We start from the raw sequence: 19677 nt of genomic DNA, 5'->3' as shown, positions 1-19677 counted from the left end.
GCGGTGCGTGACAGGCGCGGATTGAATCCGAATACGGGGCGATTATCGTCCGGGGCTGATCGGATGATTTACTCCGATATTCTGATCGAATCATTAATTAGGCTCGCCTCTCTGGGTAACCCTGTTTGAAACGGGTTATCGGTATCCGCATCTTGACAAAATTCCGGTAATCCGTACTTGCTCGCGAATTTTTTTCGATTATCGAAATGATTTCGAGGATTATTCGTGAGGAACTGCGGAAATTCACGCTTCCAGGCCGCACTTTGGCTCATTGCATGCCTGCGGCGCATGCGAATTCTGCAAAAATGTAATTTGAGTCGAATTGGGTATTCACTTCCAATACGAAATCCCTTTTTTTGATGGCGGAAATCAAAACAGTTCTCGTCGTTCTTTTAAAATAATTCGTAAAACGTGACGGAACATCGCCGGATCGCCGATCACGGGATGGCAACTGGTCCGATTCCGCCGCATCGAAGCGAAATTTCATCGTCGTTGCAAATCGAGCAGTCCCACCATCGAACCAAAGTCCCCGGTGTGCCTTTCTCGATGGTGGCCGGACGGCGACCCCGTCCGGGAGCGCGTGCGTCGGCCGGGCCGCAGTGCCCGTGCGACGCGCCGGTTCCGCGCATGACGCGCCGGCACGACCGGAGACGCGATCAGGAGCCAAGATGACAAACTGGGTTGAAGCACTATTGGCCGGACTGGAGCAGGCCGGTTCCGAACGGGAGGTCTACGGCTGGATCGAGCACGCGGCGCGCAGTCTCGGCTACGAGTACTGCGCGTACGGCCTGCGCATGCCGTGGCCGGTGTCGCGGCCGAGGATCCATATGCTCGACAACTATCCGGAGGCGTGGCAGAAGCGCTATCGGGAGGCGCGCTACGTCGACATCGATCCGACCGTGAAGCATGCGCGCCGCTCCCAGGCGCCGATCGTCTGGAGCGACGCATGCTTCGCCGCCACGCCGCAGCTTTGGCGAGAGGCGCAGGCGCACGGGTTGCGGCACGGCTGGACGCAATCGGCATTCGACAGTTGCGGCGTATCCGGCATGCTGACGCTCGCGCGTTCCAACGGGCCGATCACGCCGGCGGAACTCGAGCAGAACGAGTTCAAGATGCGCTGGCTCGTCAGCACCGCGCATCTCGCGATGACCGGCAAGCTGATGCCGAAGCTCGCGCCCGACACCGAGCGCTGCCTCACCGATCGCGAGGTCGAAGTCCTCAAATGGGCGGCCGACGGCAAGACGTCGGGCGAGATCTCGACGATCCTGGTGATCTCCGTCGATACCGTCAACTTCCACGTCAAGAACGCGGTGTCGAAGCTCAAGGCCGCGAACAAGACCTCCGCCGTGGTGCGCGCGACGATGCTCGGGCTGCTGAGCTGATTCTTCGCGCGCGTCTTTCCCGCTGATCGTGCCGAAGCGGCACCTTCCCCGACGCTGTGCACGCGCCGCCGCATCGCATGCGCGCTGTACGAGCGTCGCATGCGATGCGCAAACGGTTGTAGCTCCTAACTCTGGTAGTTGTCGCGCCGCACGTCGCGCGCTGAAATCTCACTCCAGCGAATGGTCCGGTGCGGTTGCCGCCATGTCCGCACGAATCGGTCGTTCGCCTCGCTTCATCCCGTCGAAACGACGCACCCCGGCACGCGTGCTCTCCGGCAGGTCCGACGAGCGCGTCATTTGATCGAGTTTCCTTGCCTGAAGAGAGGTTGACGATGGACCCCAGAGCACACATGCCGACGCAGGACCGCGAATCGCACAGCCTGTACGGGTTCGACATGACCGCGTACCTGCGCGGCGGCTCGCATGCGGGCCGCCCGGCCGGCGAGGTCGCGCGGCACGCGGTCACGCACGGCGGCATCTATCCGCTCGAGCAGGCGCGCCTGGCGCTCGGCGCCTACGAACGCGCCGCGCTCGACGTGCTGCAGCGCCATCGTGAACTGCTCATCGACGCGGATACGCCGGCCGATACGCCAGCGGACACCGGCGGCGCCGCGATGCTCGCGCTCTACGTGAACTCGCTCGGGCGCCTGCACATCCGGCCGGCAGCGGCGCCGAAGGTCGCCTACGACGCACGCGACAGCTGGGTCGATCTCGGCACCGTGACCGTCGGCGCCGGCGTGCTCGCCGAGATCGACGCGGGCGTCGCCGCGTGGCGCGCGATCGAGCGCCGCAGCTTAGCCGAAGTGCGCGTCGCGATGGATCGCGTGCATGCGGAAGGCCAGCTTCCGCGCGTGCTGGAGGAAGTCATCGATCACGTCGAGCACGTCGAATCGGTGTGCTTCTACGTCGGCGACCGCTTCTTCGCGCTGATCGACCGCTACACGAACCTGATCGACAGCAAGGGCGGCAAGGGCCACCTGCCCGGGCTGCGCGACCAGCCGTACCCGGCCTGGAGCGACGACGACGTGCTGATCGTCGCGGCGCTGCACGCGCTGTTCCTGTCGGGCCGCTCGGTGCGCTTCGAGGAATTCAACGGCGCGCTGCTGAGCGCGCAGGACCTGGTCGGCCGGCTCGACCGGCTCGCGGCCGCCTATACGGACGCCGGATGCGAGGTTGCGGTGCCGCAAGGGCTCGACCTGTTCGAGCGCGCGCGGAAGATCCGCGAGCAGACGCTGTGCGCGATCGGCAAGCCGTGGCTGCGCTACCGGTGGATCTACGGGCTCAACTTCCAGAAGACCGAGCGGATCCTGCGTTCGAGCGCGTCGACCGAGGCGCACGACCAGTGGTATCGCGAGTTCGGCGACGACTTCCGCCAGTTCGTGTCGCCGCGCGGCGAATTCTCGCCGCCCGAATACGTCGCGATGGCGCTGCTCGCGAACGCCGCGATCGCGCGCGACGTCGCGGGCGTGCGCTGCGACGCGGGCAGCACGGCCGTCACGAGCTGGATCGAATACCTGATCGAGAAGACCGTCGCATCGGCGGTGCTCGCGACCGGCTCGGACTACGGGATGTCGAGCTCGCTGCGCGACATCGGCCAGCTCGTCGCGTACGACGAGACGACGCTGCTCGACACGATCCACGCGCTCACGCCGGCGAGCTTCTTCACCGCCTACGTGTCGCACCGGACGATCGCGCGCTTCGGCGAGCCGGAGAGCACGATGATCGCGACCTCGGTGCAAAAGCGCATGCAGTTCAACCGCTGGCACTTCATCCCGGGCAACTTCGAGCGGCCGCTGATCCGCGCGTCTCGCCACTGGTACTACCCGCCGCTCGTGCCCGACATCTCGTCGCATTCGGACATGCACCGCGCCGCGCACAACCGCGCGCGCGTCAAGTACTCGATCCGCGTGCCGGGCCCGGACATGTCGCGCCCGCCGCTGAACATCGCGGGCCGGCGCTATCGCGGCTTCTACGACGTGCGCGTCGTGCGCGCGGAAGGCGACGAATACTCGACCGAGGACATGCTGCGCGTGCGCCGCCGCACGCTGTGGCTCGAAGCGCTGTACACCGCGCTGGTCAACTACCTGATGACGCCGGATGCGCACCGGCTCGCCGTCAACGGATTCGACGCGGGCACCTATCTCGACCTCGCGGGCGACGTGCTGCCGAACGCGGCCGATGCACTGCGCGCGACGGCCGCGGAGGGCGCACTGTGACGGCGTCCACGGCAAGCGTCGTCAATACCGTCGCCGCGAACGGCGGCAAGCGCGCGACGCATCGCGTCACGTTCTTCCAGCAGGGCGGGCGCATCGTGCTCACGCACGCGCAGCTCGACGCGCAGGCGGCGCGGCTCGCGCACGCGTTGCGCGCGAGGGGCCTCGCGCCCGGTGCGCGCATCGGGGTCGTCGCGCGCAACGGGCTCGCGTGGGTGCTGCTCGATCTCGCCGCGCTGAAGGCGGGGATCGTGACGGCCGGCTTCGAGTTCGGCAAGTTCCGGCCCGACCAGGCGCTCGTCGACCGGTACGCGCTCGACGCCGTTTATGCGGACGGCGCCACGTCGTTCGATCCGGCGCGCGACCTGCGCGCGCTCGTCGATGCGCACGTGCGCGCCTGCCGCGATGGACGTAACGGGCGCGACGTCGATCCGGTCGCGCCGCCGTTCGAATCCGCCGCGTATGCGCGCGACGACGTCACGACGATCAAGTTCACGTCCGGCAGCTCCGGCGAGCCGAAGGGGCTCGCGGCGCGCGCGGGCAGCATCGACGCGTCGCTCGCGGCGGTCCAGCAGCTCTACGCGCACGGCGACGGCGACGACGTGCTGGTGTTCCTGCCGCTGTCGCTGCTGCAGCAGCGCTACTGGATCTATTCGGCGCTGACCTACGGGCACGACGCGACCGTCGCGCCGTTCGAGTTCGCGCTCGAGGCGATCCGCGAGCAGCCGCCGACGGTCGTGATGGGCGTGCCGGGCTTCTACGACGGCATCAAGAAGCGCATCGAGCGCGCCACGCCGCCGGACGACGCCGGCCTCGACGCGCGCAGGCGGCGGATCGACGCGCTGCTCGGCCCGCGCATCCGCTACCTGTGGACGGGCTCCGCGCCGGCGAACCCGCAGACGCTGCGCTTCTTCGACGAAGCGGGCGTGCCGATCTTCGAAGGCTACGGGATGAACGAGACCTGCATCGTGACCAAGAACCATCCGGGCGCGGCGCGCACGGGCAGCGTCGGCCGGCTGATCCCGGGCAAGCGCGCGCGGATCGACGACGACGGCGTGCTGATCGTCGGCGCGGACGAGCCGGTCAACACCCGATACCTGTACAGCGAGCCCGGCGCGAGCGAGCGGATCTTCCTGCCGACGGGCGAGGTGCGCACCGGCGATCTCGCGCGCTTCGACGACGACGGCTACCTGTACATCCTCGGCCGCGCGGACGACCTGATCGTGCTCGCGAACGGCAAGAACGTGCATACGCGCAAGCTGGAGGAGCAGGTCAAGGCGCACGTCGGCGTCGAGGAATGCGTGCTGTACGGCGCGGGCCGGCCGTTCCTCGTCGCGGTGATCTCGCCGCAGGACGCGCGCGCCGACCATAGGGCGATCCACGCGCATCTCGCGGAACTCAACGCGACGCTCGCGCCGCACGAGCGGATCGTGAAGGCGTTCATCGCGCCGCGGCCGTTCGGCGGCGAGACGCGCTTCGTCACGTCGCAGTTCAAGCCGAAGCGCAACGCAATCTTCAGCGCGTTCAACAACGAAATCGAGCGACTTTATGGAGGGCAAGCGTGACCGACATCGAATCCATCGTGCGGCGCCACCTGTGCGAAGTAGCGGGGCGGCCCGCGTCCGACGCGGCGACGCTGCCGCTCGACGACGACCTGACGTTCGACTTCGGCCTCGCGTCGCTCGAACTGATCGTGCTGCTGAGCGGCGTGTGCGACACCGCGCGCGTGCCGCTCACCGAATTCGGCGAGGACGATCTCGCGAAGCTGCGCACCGGCCGCGACATCGTCGACCTGCTGGCCGCCAAAGTACACGCATAAAGGACCACTGATGAGCTGGAACATTCCGAACCTCCTGAACGCGACGCTCGAGAACGACGTCGTGAAGCTGCGCCGCATCGGCATCGACGACAAGGCCGGCTTCGCGCAGATCGCCTACGACCCGGACAGCTGGACCTACATGGTGTCGGTCGTGCACGACGAGCCGGGCCTCGTCGCGTTCCTCGAGCGCGCGATCGCGGATTCGCTCGCGGGCACGCGGATCGTGTTCGCGATCATCGACAAGGCGAGCGGCCGCTTCGCGGGCACGACCGCGTTCGGCAACCTCGCGCCGGCCGACCGCCGCATCGAGATCGGCTGGTCGTGGCTCGGCGCGCCGTATCGCGGCACCCGCGTGAACCGCGCGACGAAAGGGCTGCTGCTCGACTACGCGTTCGGCGAGCTGGGCTGCGAGCGCGTCGAGTTCAAGACCGACGTGCTGAACGCGCGGGCGCGCGCGGGGCTGAAGGCGATCGGCGCGACCGAAGAAGGCGTGATGCGCAGCTTCAACGTCATGCCGGGTGGCCGCCGTCGCGACGCGATCTACTACAGCATCCTCAAGGCGGAGTGGCCCGATGTCCGTGCAACCCGCTTTCGTTGAGCCGGCGGCGCGCGCGCCGCACGACGCGCCGTTCGCGATCGACGCCGACGTCGACCCGGCGCGCCGCGTGCGGCTCGCGGGCAGCCGCCGCGAGATCGGCCGCCGGCACGGCGCGGCGCTGCGCGATGCGATCGGCCGGTTCCTGACCGATCGCATCGCGCGGCTCGCGCCGCTCGTCACCCACGCGCGGCTGCGCGAGCTCGCGCCGCTCGTCGCGAACCATGCGCGCGTGATCGAGCGCGCGCTGCCCGATCTCGCGGAAGAGGTGCACGGGCTCGCGGAAGGCGCGGGCATCACGCTCGAGGATGCGTACCTGCTGCAACTGCGGCGCGAGTTGACGGGCTTCCAGCGGATGCCCGCGCGCGGCGACTGCACGACCTTCGCGCGGCATGCGAACGGGCAGGCGGTGGTCGCGCAGACCATCGACCTGAACGGCGACATGGCGGGCGAGCTGAGCGTGCTGGAGATCGCGCCCGACGCGGGCGCGCAGGTCGCGCTCGTCAGCTTCACCGGGCTGCTCGGCTATCTGGGGATCAACGGCCACGGCGTCGCGATCGGCCTGAACCTCGTGCTCGGCGGCGCATGGCGGCCCGGCATTCCCGGCTACCTGGCGATCCGCCATCTGCTCGACACCTGCGCGAGCGTCGACGAATGCGTGGACACGCTGCGCCGGCTGCCGCGCGCCAGCTCGCGCGCGCTGACGATCGCCGACGCGCGGCGCGTCGTGACGGTCGAGACCCTGCCCGACGACCTCGTCGTGATCGAAGGCGCCGAGCATGCGCACGCGAATCACTTCCTGCATCCGGCCTTCGCGGCCGGCGACGCGCTGAACCCGTTCGCGCGCACGTCGTCGCTGCGCCGGCTGGACGCCTGCCGCGCCGGGCTCGCGCGCCTGCCGGACGACGCGGATGCGGCGGCCTGTCTCGCGCTGCTCGGCGAGCCGCCGATCGAGGTCGCGCCGACGGGCGACGTGCGGCGCGAGTGCACGGTCGCGTCCGTCGCGATGTTTCCCGCGCGGCGCGCGCTGCACGTGCGCGGTCGGCCGGGTGTGCCGCCCACGCCGCCCACGTCACGACACTGAGGTCGTGAACCCGCTACTGAATCCCGTCCCCACCGGAGAACCGCGATGGCCTACGTCGTCACCGAGAACTGCATCAACTGCAAGCACACCGATTGCGTCGAGGTGTGCCCCGTCGACTGTTTCCACGAGGGCGAGAATTTTCTCGTCATCGATCCGGACGAATGCATCGACTGCGGCGTCTGCGAACCGGAATGCCCGGTCGGCGCGATCCGCCAGGACGTCGCGCTCGACGCGGATCAAGTGCATTACGCGAGCCTGAACCGCGAGCTCGCGCAAAGCTGGCCGACCCTCACGATCCGCAAGCCGGCGCTGCCCGACGCGGCGCAGTGGAAGGATGTCGAGGGCAAGTTTCGACAACTCAAGCGCGACGTGATCGCGTAAGCAACCAGGATTTTTCATGTCGAATGCTGGTATCAACGGGGCCGGCGTCTTGCCGGCAACACCTGAACGCGCGGCGCCGCACCGCCGGATGCTGCCGCTGCTGCTGATCGGGCAGGGGATGGCCGCGATGGACACGTCGATCGTGAACGTCGCGGCACCCGCGCTGCGCGCGGACCTGGGCATCTCGGGCGCGCTGCTGCAGCTCGTCGTCGCGGGCTACATCCTCGCGTATGCGGTGTTCCTGATCACGGGCGCGCGGCTCGGCGATGATTACGGCTACCGCCGGCTGTTCGTGACCGGGCTCGCGATCTTCACGGTGTCGTCGCTCGCATGCGGCGTCGCGCCGGGCACGTGGCTGCTGATCGTCGGGCGCATCGCGCAGGGCGTCGGCGCCGCGATGCTGGTGCCGCAGGTGATGTCGTTGATCCAGCGCAGCTTCGAGGGGCCCGCGCGGGCCCGCGCGATCGGCTACTACTCGATGATCCTCGGCCTCGGCTCGACCGCCGGCCAGGCGCTCGGCGGCGTGATCATCACCGCCGATTTCGCGGGGCTGTCGTGGCGGCCCGCGTTCCTGATCAACGTGCCGATCGGCATCGTGCTGCTTGCGAGCGCGCGCTCGGTGCTGCCGGCGCTCGCCGGGCCCGAGCGGCGCAAGCTCGACCTGGCCGGCGTCGCGCTGCTGACGGGCGCGATGCTGCTGATCGTCGTGCCGCTCACGTTCGGCCACGACGTCGGCTGGCCCGCGTGGGTATGGGCGTCGCTCGCGGCGGGCGTCATCGGCATCGCGACTTTCCTGCGTTTCGAGCGTGCGCTCGCGCTGCGCGGCGGCAGCCCGCTGCTCAGCCTCGACGCGGTGCTCGCCACCGGCATCCGGCCCGGGCTCGCGGTCGTGTCGATCGGCTTCATCGGCTACGGCGGCTGGCTGTTCGCGTGCGCGCTGTACCTGCAGACCGGCCTCGGCTTCTCGCCGATGATCTCGGGTTTCGTGTTCGCCGCGTATGCATTCGGCTTCGGCATCTCGAACGTGAGCTGGTCGAAGCTGCCCGCGCGCCTGCTGCGCTTCACGCCGGCGGTCGCGTTGATCGCGATGGCGGCCGCGAACCTCGCGTTCGGCATGACCGCGCGCCACGCCGGCTGGGTTGCCGCGGTGATGGTGCCGCTGCTGTTCTGCGCGGGCGCGAGCCACGGGCTCACGTTCGGCACCACCGTCAACCAGATGGCGCAGCGCACCGCGCCGCAGCACGCGCCCGCGCTGAGCGGGCTCGTCACGACGTCGGTGCAGCTGTCGATCGTGATCGGGGTTGCCGCGCTCGGCGCGATCTACCTCGCGGTCGCGGCGCCCGGCGCGCATCTGGCGTCCGCGCGCGCGATCGCCGACGTGACGTTCGCGATCGGCGCGCTCGCACTCGTCGCGATCGCGTGCTCGCTGCGGCTCGCCACCGTGCGCACGCCGGCCTGATTTCCCCGAACGCTGACGAACCACAAGGACCGATTCGTGAACGACCAACCGTTGATCCTCGAAACCGACGTCGCACCAGAACAGTTGCGGGTGCAACTGATCGACGAACTGCGCGCGATGGTCGCGGCGACGCTGAACGTCGCGCCGGCCACGCTCGATGCCGACCTGCCGCTCGCCGACGCGGGCCTTACGTCGGTCGAGCTGATCGACCTGATCGTAAGCTGCCAGGCGCGCCATGCGATCGAGTTCCCGCCCGAGCTGCTGGTCGGGCTGACGCTCGGCTCGCTCGCGGACGGCATCCTGGCCGCCCGCGACGCGGGAAAGGGCGCGCGATGAGCACGCCGATCGCCATCACCGGCTTCGGCGTGCTGTCGCCGGCCGGCGCGACGCCGGACGCGCTGTGGCGCGCGCTGGAGACGCGCGCGGTGCTGAACGGGCCGTGGCCGAAGCGGCCGCTGGCCGGCTATCCGGCGGACAACGTGATCGCGGTGCCCGAGGCGGTCTGGCGCACGCTCGAGCCGGGTGCGACCGGCGTCGAGAACCGCGCGGCCGCGCTTGCGCGCCACGCGATCCGGCAGGCGTTGGCCGACGCGCGGCTCGTCGGCGCGGGCGGGCTGCGAATCGGCTGCATGCTCGGCACGACGACGGCCGGCGTCGAGGTCGCGGAGAACGTGCTCGTCGACGCGCCCGGCAGCGGCGCGGCCGGCGCGGCGGATCTCGATGCGAGCGCGTTGCTGCCGGGCCGCGACGGCCGCTGGCGCGGCCCGCTCGCGGTGCTGTCGACCGCCTGCTCGTCGGGGCTGCTCGCGCCGGCGCTCGCGATCGACGCGCTCGCGGCCGGCGAAGCCGACGTGATGATCGCGGGCGGCGTCGACGTGCTGCTCGAATACACGATCTGCGGCTTCAACGGGCTGCGCGTCGCGACGCGCGACCGGTGCCGGCCGTTCAGCGGGGACCGGCAGGGCGTGGTGCTGTCCGAGGGCGTCGCCTGCGTGTGCGTCGAACCGCTCGACGCGGCGCTCGCGCGCGGCGCGCCGATCCGGGCCGTCGTGACCGGCCATGCGGCGGGCTGCGACGCGGCGCACGCGACCGCGCCGGACATCGACGGCGTCGCGCGCACGATCGCCGCCGCGCTCGCCGCGAGCGGCGTGCGCGCGGACGCGCTCGGCGGCGTGTTCGCGCACGGCACCGGCACGCCGACCAACGACGGCGCCGAAATCGCCGCGCTGCGCCGCGCGTTTGCCGACACCTACGGCCGTGACGCGCTGCCGCCCGTCACGTCGATCAAGTCGACGCTCGGCCACCCGCAGGCGGCGGCCGGCACGTTCTCGCTCGTTGCCGCGGCGCTTGCGCTCGCGCGGCGGCGCTTGCCGCCGACCGCGAACCTCGCCGTGCGCGACGACGCGCTCGGCGACGTGCGCATCGCCGACGGCGACGGCCTGCCGCTGGCGGGCGACAGCGTGCTCGTCAACGCGTTCGGCTTCGGCGGCAACAACTGCGTGATGGTCGTCGCCGACGCCGCGCGCGCCCATCAGGAGGCCCGCGCATGACTGCCTTGATGCCTCGCGCGCCCCGCCGCGCGTTCCGGATCGCGGCGGCCGCCGCGATCGTGCCCGCCGCCGACGGCGTGCTGACCGACGCGCATCTGCATGCCGAGCGCCGCTCGCGCAAGGTCGGCCCGCTGCCGCTGAAGGCGCGGATGACGCTTGCCGCCGCCGAGCGGCTGCGCGCCGCGCTCGACGACGCCGACCGCGCGACGCCCGCCGGCCGGATCGGCGTGAGCTTCGGCACGCTGTTCGGCGCGATCGACGTCGCCGAGCAATGCGTCGGCACCGTGCGCGCGGAAGGCTTTGAGCAGGTGACGCCGTCGTGGTACGCGGCGGGCCTGCCGAACGCGACCGCCGCGATCGTCGCATCGCTGTTCGACTGGCGCGGCCCGAACCTGACCTTCCTCGGCTACCAGGCCGGCCTCGACGCGATCGTCGGCGCGTGCCGGCAGCTCGCGGCCGGCCACGCGGACGCGGTGTGCGCGGGCGGCTTCGACCTGCCGAGCGCCCGCTACGTCGCGCGCGCCGACGCGCCGCTGCGCGACGCGCAGGCGCTCCATCCGGGTGCGGGCGTCGTATGGCTCGCGGCCGGCGCGGCGCGCGCGGGCGATCTCGGCCGGATCGTCGGCTGGTCGCAGCAGGCGTTCGACGCCGACGCGTTCGACGCGGCGCACGCGCGCGGCTTCCCGGCGCTCGTCGCGGCCGCGCTGCCCGGCGCGCCGGCCGATACGGCGCCGGCGGTGCACGTCGTGCGCCCGGGCGCGCCCGGCACGATCGACCGGCTCGCGGCGAGCGCGCCGGTCGCGCTTGCCGAAGGTCTCGCCGGCGCATGGCGGCCGGGGCTGCACGCGCTCGTCGTGAAAGGGCTCGGCGCGCTCGCCACGTGCGTGATCGTCGACAACCAACCGGTCAGGGAGTGACTCGATGGCCGACCTCATCGATCTGCGCGTGCGTGCGGCGCTGCCGTACCTCGATGCGCGGCTGCGCGCGTTCGACGCACTGCGCCCGCTCGACGCGCTGACGCCGCACGTCGTGACTGCGAGCGACGGCGTACCGCTCGCCGCGTTCGACGCGGGCGACCGCGATGCGCCGACGGTGCTCGTCGTCAATGCGCTCGGCGTATCCGCCGTGTTCGTCGCGCCGCTCGTCGCGCGGCTCGCCGATCGCTGCCGCGTGATCACGTGGGAATCGCGCGGGTTGCCCGATGCGCGCGGCGATGCGTCCGACCTGTCGCTCGCGCGCCATGCGCGGGACGCGGCCGACGTGCTCGCCGCGCTCGCCGGCGCGCGCGTGCGCGTCGCGGCGCTCGTCGCGTACTGCTCGGGCGCGAACGTCGCCGCGTACGCGCTCGACGAGCGCGTGCTGGCCGCCGACCGTCTCGCGATCGTGAGCCCGTCGCTCGAAATCGCGGGCGTCGCGGACAAGACGCTCTACCAGAAGACGGTGCTGCCGCTGTGGGCGCGCATCGCGGAAGCCGGCGCGAAGCACGCGGCGCTCGTGCGCGTGCTGCTGAGCCAGGCGCGGCGCGTCGACGACGGCTCGCTCGACTACCAGCTTTCGACGCTGAACGCGCTGCCGTTCGGCGACGACGATTCGATCTGCCGCTATGCGCGGATGCAGGCCGCGTGCCTGCGCGAGGACTGGGCGGCGCGGCTCGGCCGCCTCGCGCTGCCCGCGCGGGTGCTGCACGGCGCGCGCGACGACGTGATTCATGCCGCGACGTCGCGCGGCGTCGCGCAGGCGCTGCCCGGCGCGACGCTCGAGACGATCGACGACGCCGGCCACTTCGGCGTGTACACGAGCCGGGCCCTGCAGGAACGGGTTGCGGCGTTCCTGGACGGCGCGGGCCGGCCCGCGGGCGAACGACTTTCTGACAAGGAGTGATGGGCAATGAAGATGCATCTCACCGTGCTGGAAGAAGCGAAGGCCGATCTCGTCGGCCGGATTCGCGATCATTCGTTTCTCGCGCGCTGCCGCGCGGGCGACGTGCCGCTCGACGAGCTGAAGCTGTTCCTCGTCCAGCAGGGCCTCTACGGCAGCTACTTCACGCGCTATCTGTGCGCGCTGATGGCGAACCTGCCGGACAACGCGGACGTGCTGAAGCTCGCGGGCAACCTGTGCGAGGAGCTCGGCCTCACCGACGACAGCGAGACGCCGCACAGCCTCGTCTACCGCGCGATGCTCGAGCACTTCGGGCTGACGACCGACGGCGCGCAGCCGCTGATCGGCACGCGCAGGCTGATCGACGCGATGTTCGACCATTGCCGCCACCCGGACGCGTCGCGCGGCCTCGCCGCGCTGTGTCTTGGCGCGGAGGCGCTGGTGCCGGCCGTCTACGCGGACATCATCAAGGGCTTCGAGCGGCACGGCGTCGCCGCGCCGGCGCTCGCGTTCTTCCACCTCCACGTCGAATGCGACGACGGCCACGCGGAGACGATGCGCGACATCATGGTCGACATCGCGCAGCGCGACCCCGGGCGGATTCCGGCGATGCTGAGCGCGGGCTACGCGCTCGTCGACGCGCGCCTGGCGTTCTTCGATTCGATCGAGACGGGCTTCGCGCGGCGCGGCGACGCGCAAGGCCGCCGCGTATACGGCCCGCTCGTGCTCGCGTGATGGCTGCCTTTCACGGAGACCGACACATGTACACGACGCTCAATCACGATGCGAGCTTCACGCAGAAAGTCGTCGAACGCCTCGCGGCGAGCTGGAACCACCGCGTGGCCGTGCGCCAGGAACGGCTCGACCTGACGCAGTACTGCGACGACGGGATTCCGGAATTCCCGGTGTCGATGGTGCCGTTCTGGGACGACGAGGATTTCGCGGGCCTGGCCGACGCGCGGAAGCGGCGCTTTCTCGGCGCCGCGTGGGTCGCGTACAACGAGAAGGCGATGTATCTCGAGGACGAGATCGTTCAGCCGCTGTGCAGCCTGCTGCTGAAGGGCCGGCTGCCGGGCGCCGGCGACCCGCGCCTCAAGCAGGTGCTCGCGCAGATCCAGGTCGACGAGCAGTTCCACATCCTGATGTGTGTCGACGTCTGCCACTGCGCACGCGAGCGCCATGCGCTCGACGGCTACGTGCTGCCCGAGCCGCTGGTCGGCGCCGGGCAGCGCGCGCGGCTCGCGCAGGTGGGCGACGACGCGCGCCGCGCGGCGATCGTGCGGCTCGCGTATGCGTCGATCGCCGAGATGTCGATCAACGCGTACCTGACGCAGGTGTCGAGCGACATGACGATCCAGCCGCTGAACCGCATCAACACCGACATGCACCGCCGCGACGAGGCCGCGCACAGCACCGCGTTCCACGAGATCGTGGCGTCGGTGTACCGCGCGCTCGACCCCGCCGGGCAGCAGGCGTTCCGCGACGAGATCGCCGCCGCGCTCGACGTGTACACGACGCCCGATGCGAGCGCGTGGGCGTCGATCCTCGCGTTCCTCGACGTGCCGGGCCGCGAGCGGATGCTCGCGCGGCTCGACGCGCGCACGCGCGGCGTGAAGCTGAACCGCGACTACGCGACGCTGCGCAGCCTGTTCGACGAGCTCGGCATCGCCGCGCCGCCGGCATTCGCGTGACGCGCGCCGCTGACCACTCCGCCCATTCGGGAGCCACATGAAGATCTTCGATGCCTCGATCCTGAACCTGCCGTTCTACGACGCCGCGCACCGCACACTGGCCGCCGACCTCGAAGCGTGGGTCGACGCGCACGCATACCTGCCGCGCGAATACGCGCATCTGAGCCCGTCCGAGCGCGGCCGCGTCTATGCGCGCGTGCTCGGCGAGCACGGCTGGCTGCGCTACGCGGTCGATCCGGCGCCGGGCCGCACGCGGCCCGACGTGCGCAGCCTGTGCCTGATTCGCGAGGCGCTGTCGTATCTCGACGATCTCGTCGACTTCGCGTTCGCGATCCAGGGCCTCGCGGCCGCGCCGATCGCGTGGTTCGGCTCGGGCGCGCAGCAGGCCGCATGGCTCGGCGCGTTGCGCGACGGCACCGCGGTCGGCTCGCTCGCGCTGTCCGAGCCCGACGCCGGCTCGAACCTCGCCGCGCTCACGGCGGCCGCCGAGCGCACGCCGGACGGCTATGCGGTCAACGGCCGCAAGACCTGGGTGTCGAACGGCACGATCGCGACGCACCACGCGGTGCTGCTGCGCACCGGCGACGGCCCCGGCGGGCTCGGCCTGAGCTTCCTGTCGGCGCCCGCCGCGACGCCGGGGCTCGCGGCGAGCGGGATCGAGCTGGTCGCGCCGCGCGCGTTCGCGAGCCTGACGTTCGACGGCGTCGCGCTGCCCGCCGACGCGCTGATCGGCGCGTCCGGTGCGGGCTTCCGCTATGCGATGGAAATCCTGAACCTGTATCGCGTGACGGTCGGCGCGACCGCGCTCGGCTTCGCGCGCCGCGCGCTCGCCGCGTCGCTCGACTGGTCGCGCCAGCGCGCGGTCGCGGGCGGCAAGCTGATCCAGCAGCAGTTCACCGTCGACAAGCTGGCCGGGATGGCGACCTTCGCCGACGCCGCCGCGCTGCTCGTCGCGCGCGCGGCGTGGGAGTTCGACACGGGCGCAGCCGACGTCGCCGCGCACGCGAGCATGGCGAAGCTGTTCGCGACCGACGGCGTCGCGCAGGTCGTCGACGACACCGTGCAACTGTTCGGCGCGGCCGGCCTCGTCGCCGGCTCGACCCCCGAGCAGCTGTATCGGCAGGTGCGCGCGCTGCGCATCTACGAAGGCACGTCGGAGATCCAGAAGATCGTGATCGCGGGCAGCGTCTCGCGGCCGCGCCAATGAGCGCGGGGGCGGGCGACGGGCGCGCCGTGCTGGTCACCGGCGGCACGCGCGGCATCGGGCTCGCGATCGTGCGCCGGCTCGCGGCGGCCGGCTGGCGCGTGGCGGCGTCGTATCGCGGCGATGCGGCGGCCGGCGCGCGGCTCGCCGAAGCGCTGGCGCGCGCGGGCGTCGAGCATGCGGTGCTGCAGGCGGACGTGACCGAGCCGGACGCGGTGCGCCGGCTCGTCGCCGACGTCGTCGCGCGCTTCGGTCGCCTCGACGCGCTCGTCAACAACGCGGGCATCGTCGACGACGCGCCGTTCGTCACGCTGCCGCGCGAGCGCGGCGCGAACGTGCTGCGCACCAACCTGCTCGGCGCGATCCGCACGACCGGCGCGGCGCTGCCGCACCTGCTGAAGTCGGCGCGGCCGGCGGTCGTCAACGTCGCGTCGCTCGGCGGCGTCGTCGGCAAGGAAGGGCAGGTCGCGTACGCGGCGAGCAAGGGCGGGCTGATCGGCTTCACGCAGTGGCTCGCGCGCCGCTACGCCGGCGCCGGGCTCGCGGCGAACGCGGTCGCGCCGGGCTTCATCGACACCGACATGATCGCGTCGCTCACGCCCGCGATGACCGCGCACATCGTCGGCGGCAGCGCGGCGAAGCGGGTCGGTCGCGCGGACGAGGTCGCGCGGGCCGTGCAGTTCCTGCTCGAGCCCGGCTACGTGCACGGCACGACGCTGCGCGTCGACGGCGGCTTCAACCGGTGACCCGGACGACGGGTCTTCATCGGGTTCAACCTGACAACGGACACGCACCATGCGGACAGACGAAGACGACACGACGCTCGACTACGAAGTGGGCTACGCGGACACCGACGCGGGCGGCATTGTCTATCACGCGCGCTACATCGAGATGGCGGAGCGCGCGCGCAACCGGCTGATGCGCGCGGCCGGCTATTCGTTCGCGCGGCTCGCGGACGACGGCGCGCTGTTCATCGTGCGCCGCGTCGAGGCCGTGTATCACGCGAGCGCGTGGCTCGAGGATCGGCTGACGCTGCGCGCGCGGATCGCGAGCGTGTCGGTGTCGCGCTCGGTGTGGGTGACCGACGTCGCGCGCGACGGCGCGCCGATCGCGCAGGTCACGATCGAGATGGTCGCCGTCGATCGCGCGACGCGATGCGCGGTGCCGCATCCGCCCGCGCTGATCGACTGCCTCGCGCCGTATGCGGCGAAGCGCGCGGGTGCGCCGGCATGACGGCCGCGACCGAAGCGGGCTTCACGCTCGCCGCCGCCGACGTGCTGCGCTGCCTGCCGCACCGGCCGCCGTTCCTGTTCGTCGAGCGCGCGCAGGTCGCGGCGGACGGGCTCGCGATCGTCGGGCATCGAACCTTCGCGCCCGACGAGCCGTGGTTCGCCGGGCATTTTCCCGGCGATCCGCTGGTGCCGGGCGTCGTGCTGATCGAGTTCGTTGCGCAGACGGCCAACCTGCTCGTCGGCCATCTCGCGGGCGGCGAGGCGCGCTGCCATCTCGTCGGCGTGCGCAACGCGCGCTTCGCGCAGCCGGTGCGGCCCGCGCAGGCGATCGAGGCGCACGTGCGCGCGGGGCCTGACGGCGCGCTGCCGCGCGCGGGCGGCATCGCGACGTTCGACGCGACCGTGCTGCGCGGCGGCGTGCGCTGCATGAGCGCGAGCGTGACGATTTACCTGACGCAGTAACGCAATCCGCCCGGCTTGCGCCGGGCCTTCAACCCGAATGGAGACGCACATGAGCCAGCCTTGGACGAAGAATCAGGTGATCGACGTGATCAGGACGGAGCTGCTGCCGGCGCTCGAATCGGCGGCGGGCGTGGCGCCGGAATCGATCGGCGTGGAGACCGCGCTGCTCGACAACGGGCTCGCGCTCGATTCGCTCGACGTGCTCGATCTGCAGGTGGCGCTCGAGCGCCGCTTCGGCGTGAAGCTGCCGGTGCTGAACCGGCAATTGATCGACGGGCCGCGCAACAGCGTCGGCGGCCTCGCGAGCCTCGTGCTCGACCATCTGCCGCAGGTCACGGCTTGAGCGCGCGGGTGCTGGTGATCGATGCGCACGGCCCGATCGAGCGCGCGCTTTGCGCGAGCCTCGCCGAAGCCGGGCTGCGGGTCGTCGCGCATGTCGTGGATGAAGCGGACGGCGGTGCGGCGGACTGGCCGGACGCGCCGGGCGTGCAGGTTGTGCGCGCGGCCGATCCGGCCGCCGCGCTCGACGACTGGAACGATGCGCACGGCCCGTTCGACCGGATCGTGTTCGGCCAGCCGCGCGATGCGCGCGCGGGCACGGGTGCCCCGGAGGTCGATCCGTTCGACGCGCTCGCGGAAGGCGTCGAAACGCGGCTCGACGCGTTTCTCGCGACGCTGCAGGCGGCGTCGGCGCTCGCGCTGCGGCGCGGCGACGGCGCGCAGATCTGGGCGCTGACGCAGGACGACAGCGTCGGCTATTACCTGGACACCACGCCCGGCGCGCTGCCGATCGACGTGCGCGCGCGGCACGCCGCGCTGAAGAGTCTCGGCAAGGAGATGCTGCGCTTCGGCGTGCGCGTGAACGTCGCGCACCTGCAGCCGGTGGCCGAGGCGGCGGCCCCGGACGCGTGGCACGCGGCGCGCGACGGCCTGAAGGCGTTCGCGCTGCGGTTCCGGCCGTCGCCCGCGGCGTGCGTCGCGGCCGCGCTCACCGCGTGGATCGCGCGCGACGACCTGCCGCTTGCGGGCATGGTGGTGCCGATCGGCATCGGTTTTGCGGAGAACAACGTTTGAAGGCCGGTGAAAATCCGATATTCAAATGCTGCTTTCGTGTATCGCGACAAATATACGGTTCATCGTCGCAATTTCCGGTTTCATGATTAAATCATATAATCAATTCGTCAGGATCGTGTTTGTTATCTGACAATTTTGCTAGCTTCCAGTCGCATCATGCGGTCGAAGTCTTCTTCATATGCAGTGAAAAATTCAACAAGGAGATTCTTATGAAATCGGTGCGTATGGGTGTGATTTTGTTTGCGTTCGGCGTTGGCGTAGCGGTCGAGCCGGTGATTGCCGCGGAATTATTTCAAACATCCGAAGTCGCTGCGAACAATATATCAAGCGATAGTGGCAAAAAGGGGAGCTTTAAACTGGATGCCGCGCAACAAGCCGAACTCGATCAGGCGCTTGGTTCCTATCCTCGGCAAAACTATCAGGGGCCTTATTTTGGAGCAACGCCATACTGGAATCCAGGCACGGGTCCTTTTTGCCTCTTCAATTGCCCGCCGCCGGTAGGCAGCGTATCGGCATCTCCTCAACAGGTCAGTGTTCCGCAAAATGGGACGGGCTCGACGACGCTGCGCTGGACATGGGATGAATCGCGCGCCAAACCGGTTGCCGAATATGCATGCCTTTGGGTGAGCGCCGGCGATGAACCCAATGCTCACATGGTGGATTGTGAACATCCTGGTAACCAATATACGGTCAATATTCCCTGGATCGCTGCTGGCACGTATACATTCTGGGTCGCTTTAGGTAACCCCAAGGGCGGGCCTTCTACTGTGCCAATTGCCAATCTGGTTCGATTTGCCCAGACAACCGTGGTAGGCATTTCTCAGTAGTCGCCGTAACGCTGCCGAACGCCGCGACACTAACTGCCCTCCATCAATTCCAATGCAAACCGGAATGGTATATTCCCGCGCAGTGTTGAGCGTGCCGTGCTCTTGGGGTGGTTAAGCAAAGGGACCCGGTTACGGCCGGGTCCCGATTCGGTGTGACTTTGCGTCGAATTCACGTACGGCAACTCGCGCAATTATCGATAATGATGCGGCATCGGTTGATGCTGACCGCGCTTCTCCGCTAAATACCACTACATCCGCCCCGGCTCGCCGCGCATCAGCACGCGCCGCAGCAGCGCGCGCCATTGCGCGGCACGCGCCGGCGCGCACGGGCGTTCGAGCGTCGCGACCCGCAGCCGCGGCGGCACGCGCATGCCGTCCGGCGGCGGGCCGTCCATTCCGCACACCGTGAATCCGTGGCGGGCGAACGTCGCGTGGCGCGCGTCGAGATCGGGAAACACCGCGCAGCGCACGGCCGCGCAGCCGTCCAGTTCGGCCAGCGCGGCGATCCGCGCCAGCAGCGCGCCAAGCACGTCGGCGGCGTGCGCGCCGTCGCGCACGTACAGCCGGCGGATCTCGCGCGGGCTCGCGGGCCCGCCGTCGGCCGCGATAGCAGCAACGGCCGCGCACCCGAGCGGCGTCCCGTCGACCCGCGCGACGTACACCGCGCCGTACGGCGGCGCATACGGCCCCGGCAGCGACGTCAGCTCCGCGCCGAGCCGCGGCATCGTCACGCCGTGCCGCAGCAGCGCCATTTCGTATTCGAGCAGCAGGTCCTGCACGATTTCCTCGTCGTCGGGAAACGTCGCGGCGCGCACGTCGACCGAAC

General features: G+C 70.3%; 22 protein-coding genes. 21 read left to right on the top strand and 1 reads right to left on the bottom strand.

Annotated elements, in window-relative coordinates; genetic code table 11:
* Window positions 1-668: 668 nt before the first annotated feature.
* The 21 genes from KY49_RS16700 to KY49_RS37400 all read left to right on the top strand — a co-directional run bounded on the left by KY49_RS16700 (window position 669) and on the right by KY49_RS37400 (window position 18851).
* Complete coding sequence (locus KY49_RS16700; protein WP_042585699.1) at window positions 669-1382, top strand: autoinducer binding domain-containing protein; 714 nt, start codon at window positions 669-671, stop codon at window positions 1380-1382.
* A 332-nt stretch (window positions 1383-1714) separates the two neighbouring features.
* Window positions 1715-3598: a hypothetical protein gene (locus KY49_RS16695; RefSeq protein ID WP_042585698.1), complete on the top strand. Its 1884-nt coding sequence runs from the start codon at window positions 1715-1717 to the stop codon at window positions 3596-3598.
* A complete protein-coding gene (locus tag KY49_RS16690; RefSeq protein WP_042585697.1) occupies window positions 3595-5160 on the top strand; it encodes an AMP-binding protein in 1566 nt (521 codons plus the stop codon). Before KY49_RS16695 ends, KY49_RS16690 begins: the two co-directional genes overlap by 4 nt.
* Complete coding sequence (locus tag KY49_RS16685) at window positions 5157-5414, top strand: hypothetical protein (protein ID WP_042585696.1); 258 nt, start codon at window positions 5157-5159, stop codon at window positions 5412-5414. The genes KY49_RS16690 and KY49_RS16685 overlap by 4 nt, the downstream gene beginning before the upstream one ends.
* A gap of 10 nt (window positions 5415-5424) precedes the next feature.
* Window positions 5425-6012, top strand: coding sequence for a GNAT family N-acetyltransferase (locus KY49_RS16680; protein WP_042585695.1), 588 nt, complete (start codon window positions 5425-5427; stop codon window positions 6010-6012).
* The gene (locus KY49_RS16675) at window positions 5987-7093 is read left to right on the top strand and encodes a C45 family autoproteolytic acyltransferase/hydolase (protein WP_052495737.1); all 1107 of its coding nucleotides are present in this window, start codon (window positions 5987-5989) and stop codon (window positions 7091-7093) included. Before KY49_RS16680 ends, KY49_RS16675 begins: the two co-directional genes overlap by 26 nt.
* Window positions 7094-7138: 45 nt before the next feature.
* Window positions 7139-7474, top strand: coding sequence for a ferredoxin FdxA (gene fdxA / locus KY49_RS16670; RefSeq protein ID WP_042585694.1), 336 nt, complete (start codon window positions 7139-7141; stop codon window positions 7472-7474).
* 16 nt (window positions 7475-7490) lie between these two features.
* Complete coding sequence (locus KY49_RS16665; RefSeq protein ID WP_042585693.1) at window positions 7491-8933, top strand: MFS transporter; 1443 nt, start codon at window positions 7491-7493, stop codon at window positions 8931-8933.
* Window positions 8934-8969: 36 nt separating this feature from the next.
* Window positions 8970-9269: an acyl carrier protein gene (locus tag KY49_RS16660; RefSeq protein ID WP_156162550.1), complete on the top strand. Its 300-nt coding sequence runs from the start codon at window positions 8970-8972 to the stop codon at window positions 9267-9269.
* On the top strand, window positions 9266-10483 hold the full coding sequence (locus KY49_RS16655) for a beta-ketoacyl synthase N-terminal-like domain-containing protein (RefSeq protein ID WP_042585691.1): 1218 nt from the start codon (window positions 9266-9268) through the stop codon (window positions 10481-10483). The genes KY49_RS16660 and KY49_RS16655 overlap by 4 nt, the downstream gene beginning before the upstream one ends.
* The gene (locus KY49_RS16650; protein ID WP_082062400.1) at window positions 10480-11400 is read left to right on the top strand and encodes a beta-ketoacyl synthase N-terminal-like domain-containing protein; all 921 of its coding nucleotides are present in this window, start codon (window positions 10480-10482) and stop codon (window positions 11398-11400) included. Before KY49_RS16655 ends, KY49_RS16650 begins: the two co-directional genes overlap by 4 nt.
* A 4-nt stretch (window positions 11401-11404) precedes the next feature.
* Window positions 11405-12364: an alpha/beta fold hydrolase gene (locus tag KY49_RS16645; protein WP_042585689.1), complete on the top strand. Its 960-nt coding sequence runs from the start codon at window positions 11405-11407 to the stop codon at window positions 12362-12364.
* Between the two features lie 6 nt (window positions 12365-12370).
* On the top strand, window positions 12371-13096 hold the full coding sequence (locus KY49_RS16640) for a TenA family transcriptional regulator (RefSeq protein ID WP_042585688.1): 726 nt from the start codon (window positions 12371-12373) through the stop codon (window positions 13094-13096).
* A gap of 26 nt (window positions 13097-13122) precedes the next feature.
* A complete protein-coding gene (locus KY49_RS16635; RefSeq protein ID WP_042585687.1) occupies window positions 13123-14052 on the top strand; it encodes a diiron oxygenase in 930 nt (309 codons plus the stop codon).
* Between the two features lie 37 nt (window positions 14053-14089).
* Window positions 14090-15259 carry an acyl-CoA dehydrogenase family protein gene (locus KY49_RS16630; protein ID WP_042585686.1) on the top strand — a complete coding sequence of 390 codons (1170 nt, stop codon included), beginning with the start codon at window positions 14090-14092 and terminating at the stop codon, window positions 15257-15259.
* Window positions 15256-16002, top strand: a complete 747-nt coding sequence (locus KY49_RS16625) for an SDR family NAD(P)-dependent oxidoreductase (protein WP_042585685.1) — start codon at window positions 15256-15258, stop codon at window positions 16000-16002. The genes KY49_RS16630 and KY49_RS16625 overlap by 4 nt, the downstream gene beginning before the upstream one ends.
* A 49-nt stretch (window positions 16003-16051) precedes the next feature.
* Window positions 16052-16489 (top strand): acyl-CoA thioesterase, encoded by a 438-nt coding sequence (locus tag KY49_RS16620; protein WP_042585684.1) that lies wholly within the window; start codon window positions 16052-16054, stop codon window positions 16487-16489.
* Window positions 16486-16950, top strand: coding sequence for a 3-hydroxyacyl-ACP dehydratase FabZ family protein (locus KY49_RS16615; protein WP_042585683.1), 465 nt, complete (start codon window positions 16486-16488; stop codon window positions 16948-16950). Before KY49_RS16620 ends, KY49_RS16615 begins: the two co-directional genes overlap by 4 nt.
* A 49-nt stretch (window positions 16951-16999) precedes the next feature.
* A complete protein-coding gene (locus tag KY49_RS16610; protein WP_042585878.1) occupies window positions 17000-17293 on the top strand; it encodes an acyl carrier protein in 294 nt (97 codons plus the stop codon).
* Window positions 17294-17301: 8 nt separating this feature from the next.
* Entirely contained in the window at window positions 17302-18024 is a 723-nt protein-coding gene (locus tag KY49_RS16605) for a hypothetical protein (protein ID WP_042585877.1), read from the top strand.
* 119 nt (window positions 18025-18143) lie between these two features.
* On the top strand, window positions 18144-18851 hold the full coding sequence (locus tag KY49_RS37400) for a hypothetical protein (protein ID WP_156162549.1): 708 nt from the start codon (window positions 18144-18146) through the stop codon (window positions 18849-18851).
* A gap of 248 nt (window positions 18852-19099) precedes the next feature.
* Here KY49_RS37400 and KY49_RS34580 read toward each other — a convergent pair whose 3' ends face one another.
* A complete protein-coding gene (locus KY49_RS34580) occupies window positions 19100-19666 on the bottom strand; it encodes a hypothetical protein (protein ID WP_052495736.1) in 567 nt (188 codons plus the stop codon).
* Between the last annotated feature and the right edge of the window lie 11 nt (window positions 19667-19677).

Source organism: Burkholderia sp. MSHR3999, from assembly GCF_000833595.1.
Classification (GTDB): domain Bacteria; phylum Pseudomonadota; class Gammaproteobacteria; order Burkholderiales; family Burkholderiaceae; genus Burkholderia; species Burkholderia ubonensis.
This window is presented reverse-complemented; position numbering and strand designations above follow the sequence as displayed.

Excerpts from the sequence above, each read along its gene's own strand:
- KY49_RS16700 (WP_042585699.1), top strand. The coding sequence starts at position 669 with ATGACAAACTGGGTTGAAGCACTATTGGCCGGACTGGAGCAGGCCGGT.
- KY49_RS16695 (WP_042585698.1), top strand. The coding sequence starts at position 1,715 with ATGGACCCCAGAGCACACATGCCGACGCAGGACCGCGAATCGCACAGC.
- KY49_RS16680 (WP_042585695.1), top strand. The coding sequence starts at position 5,425 with ATGAGCTGGAACATTCCGAACCTCCTGAACGCGACGCTCGAGAACGAC.
- KY49_RS16675 (WP_052495737.1), top strand. The coding sequence starts at position 5,987 with ATGTCCGTGCAACCCGCTTTCGTTGAGCCGGCGGCGCGCGCGCCGCAC.
- fdxA (WP_042585694.1), top strand. The coding sequence starts at position 7,139 with ATGGCCTACGTCGTCACCGAGAACTGCATCAACTGCAAGCACACCGAT.
- KY49_RS16665 (WP_042585693.1), top strand. The coding sequence starts at position 7,491 with ATGTCGAATGCTGGTATCAACGGGGCCGGCGTCTTGCCGGCAACACCT.
- KY49_RS16655 (WP_042585691.1), top strand. The coding sequence starts at position 9,266 with ATGAGCACGCCGATCGCCATCACCGGCTTCGGCGTGCTGTCGCCGGCC.
- KY49_RS16650 (WP_082062400.1), top strand. The coding sequence starts at position 10,480 with ATGACTGCCTTGATGCCTCGCGCGCCCCGCCGCGCGTTCCGGATCGCG.
- KY49_RS16645 (WP_042585689.1), top strand. The coding sequence starts at position 11,405 with ATGGCCGACCTCATCGATCTGCGCGTGCGTGCGGCGCTGCCGTACCTC.
- KY49_RS16640 (WP_042585688.1), top strand. The coding sequence starts at position 12,371 with ATGAAGATGCATCTCACCGTGCTGGAAGAAGCGAAGGCCGATCTCGTC.
- KY49_RS16635 (WP_042585687.1), top strand. The coding sequence starts at position 13,123 with ATGTACACGACGCTCAATCACGATGCGAGCTTCACGCAGAAAGTCGTC.
- KY49_RS16630 (WP_042585686.1), top strand. The coding sequence starts at position 14,090 with ATGAAGATCTTCGATGCCTCGATCCTGAACCTGCCGTTCTACGACGCC.
- KY49_RS16625 (WP_042585685.1), top strand. The coding sequence starts at position 15,256 with ATGAGCGCGGGGGCGGGCGACGGGCGCGCCGTGCTGGTCACCGGCGGC.
- KY49_RS16620 (WP_042585684.1), top strand. The coding sequence starts at position 16,052 with ATGCGGACAGACGAAGACGACACGACGCTCGACTACGAAGTGGGCTAC.
- KY49_RS16615 (WP_042585683.1), top strand. The coding sequence starts at position 16,486 with ATGACGGCCGCGACCGAAGCGGGCTTCACGCTCGCCGCCGCCGACGTG.
- KY49_RS16610 (WP_042585878.1), top strand. The coding sequence starts at position 17,000 with ATGAGCCAGCCTTGGACGAAGAATCAGGTGATCGACGTGATCAGGACG.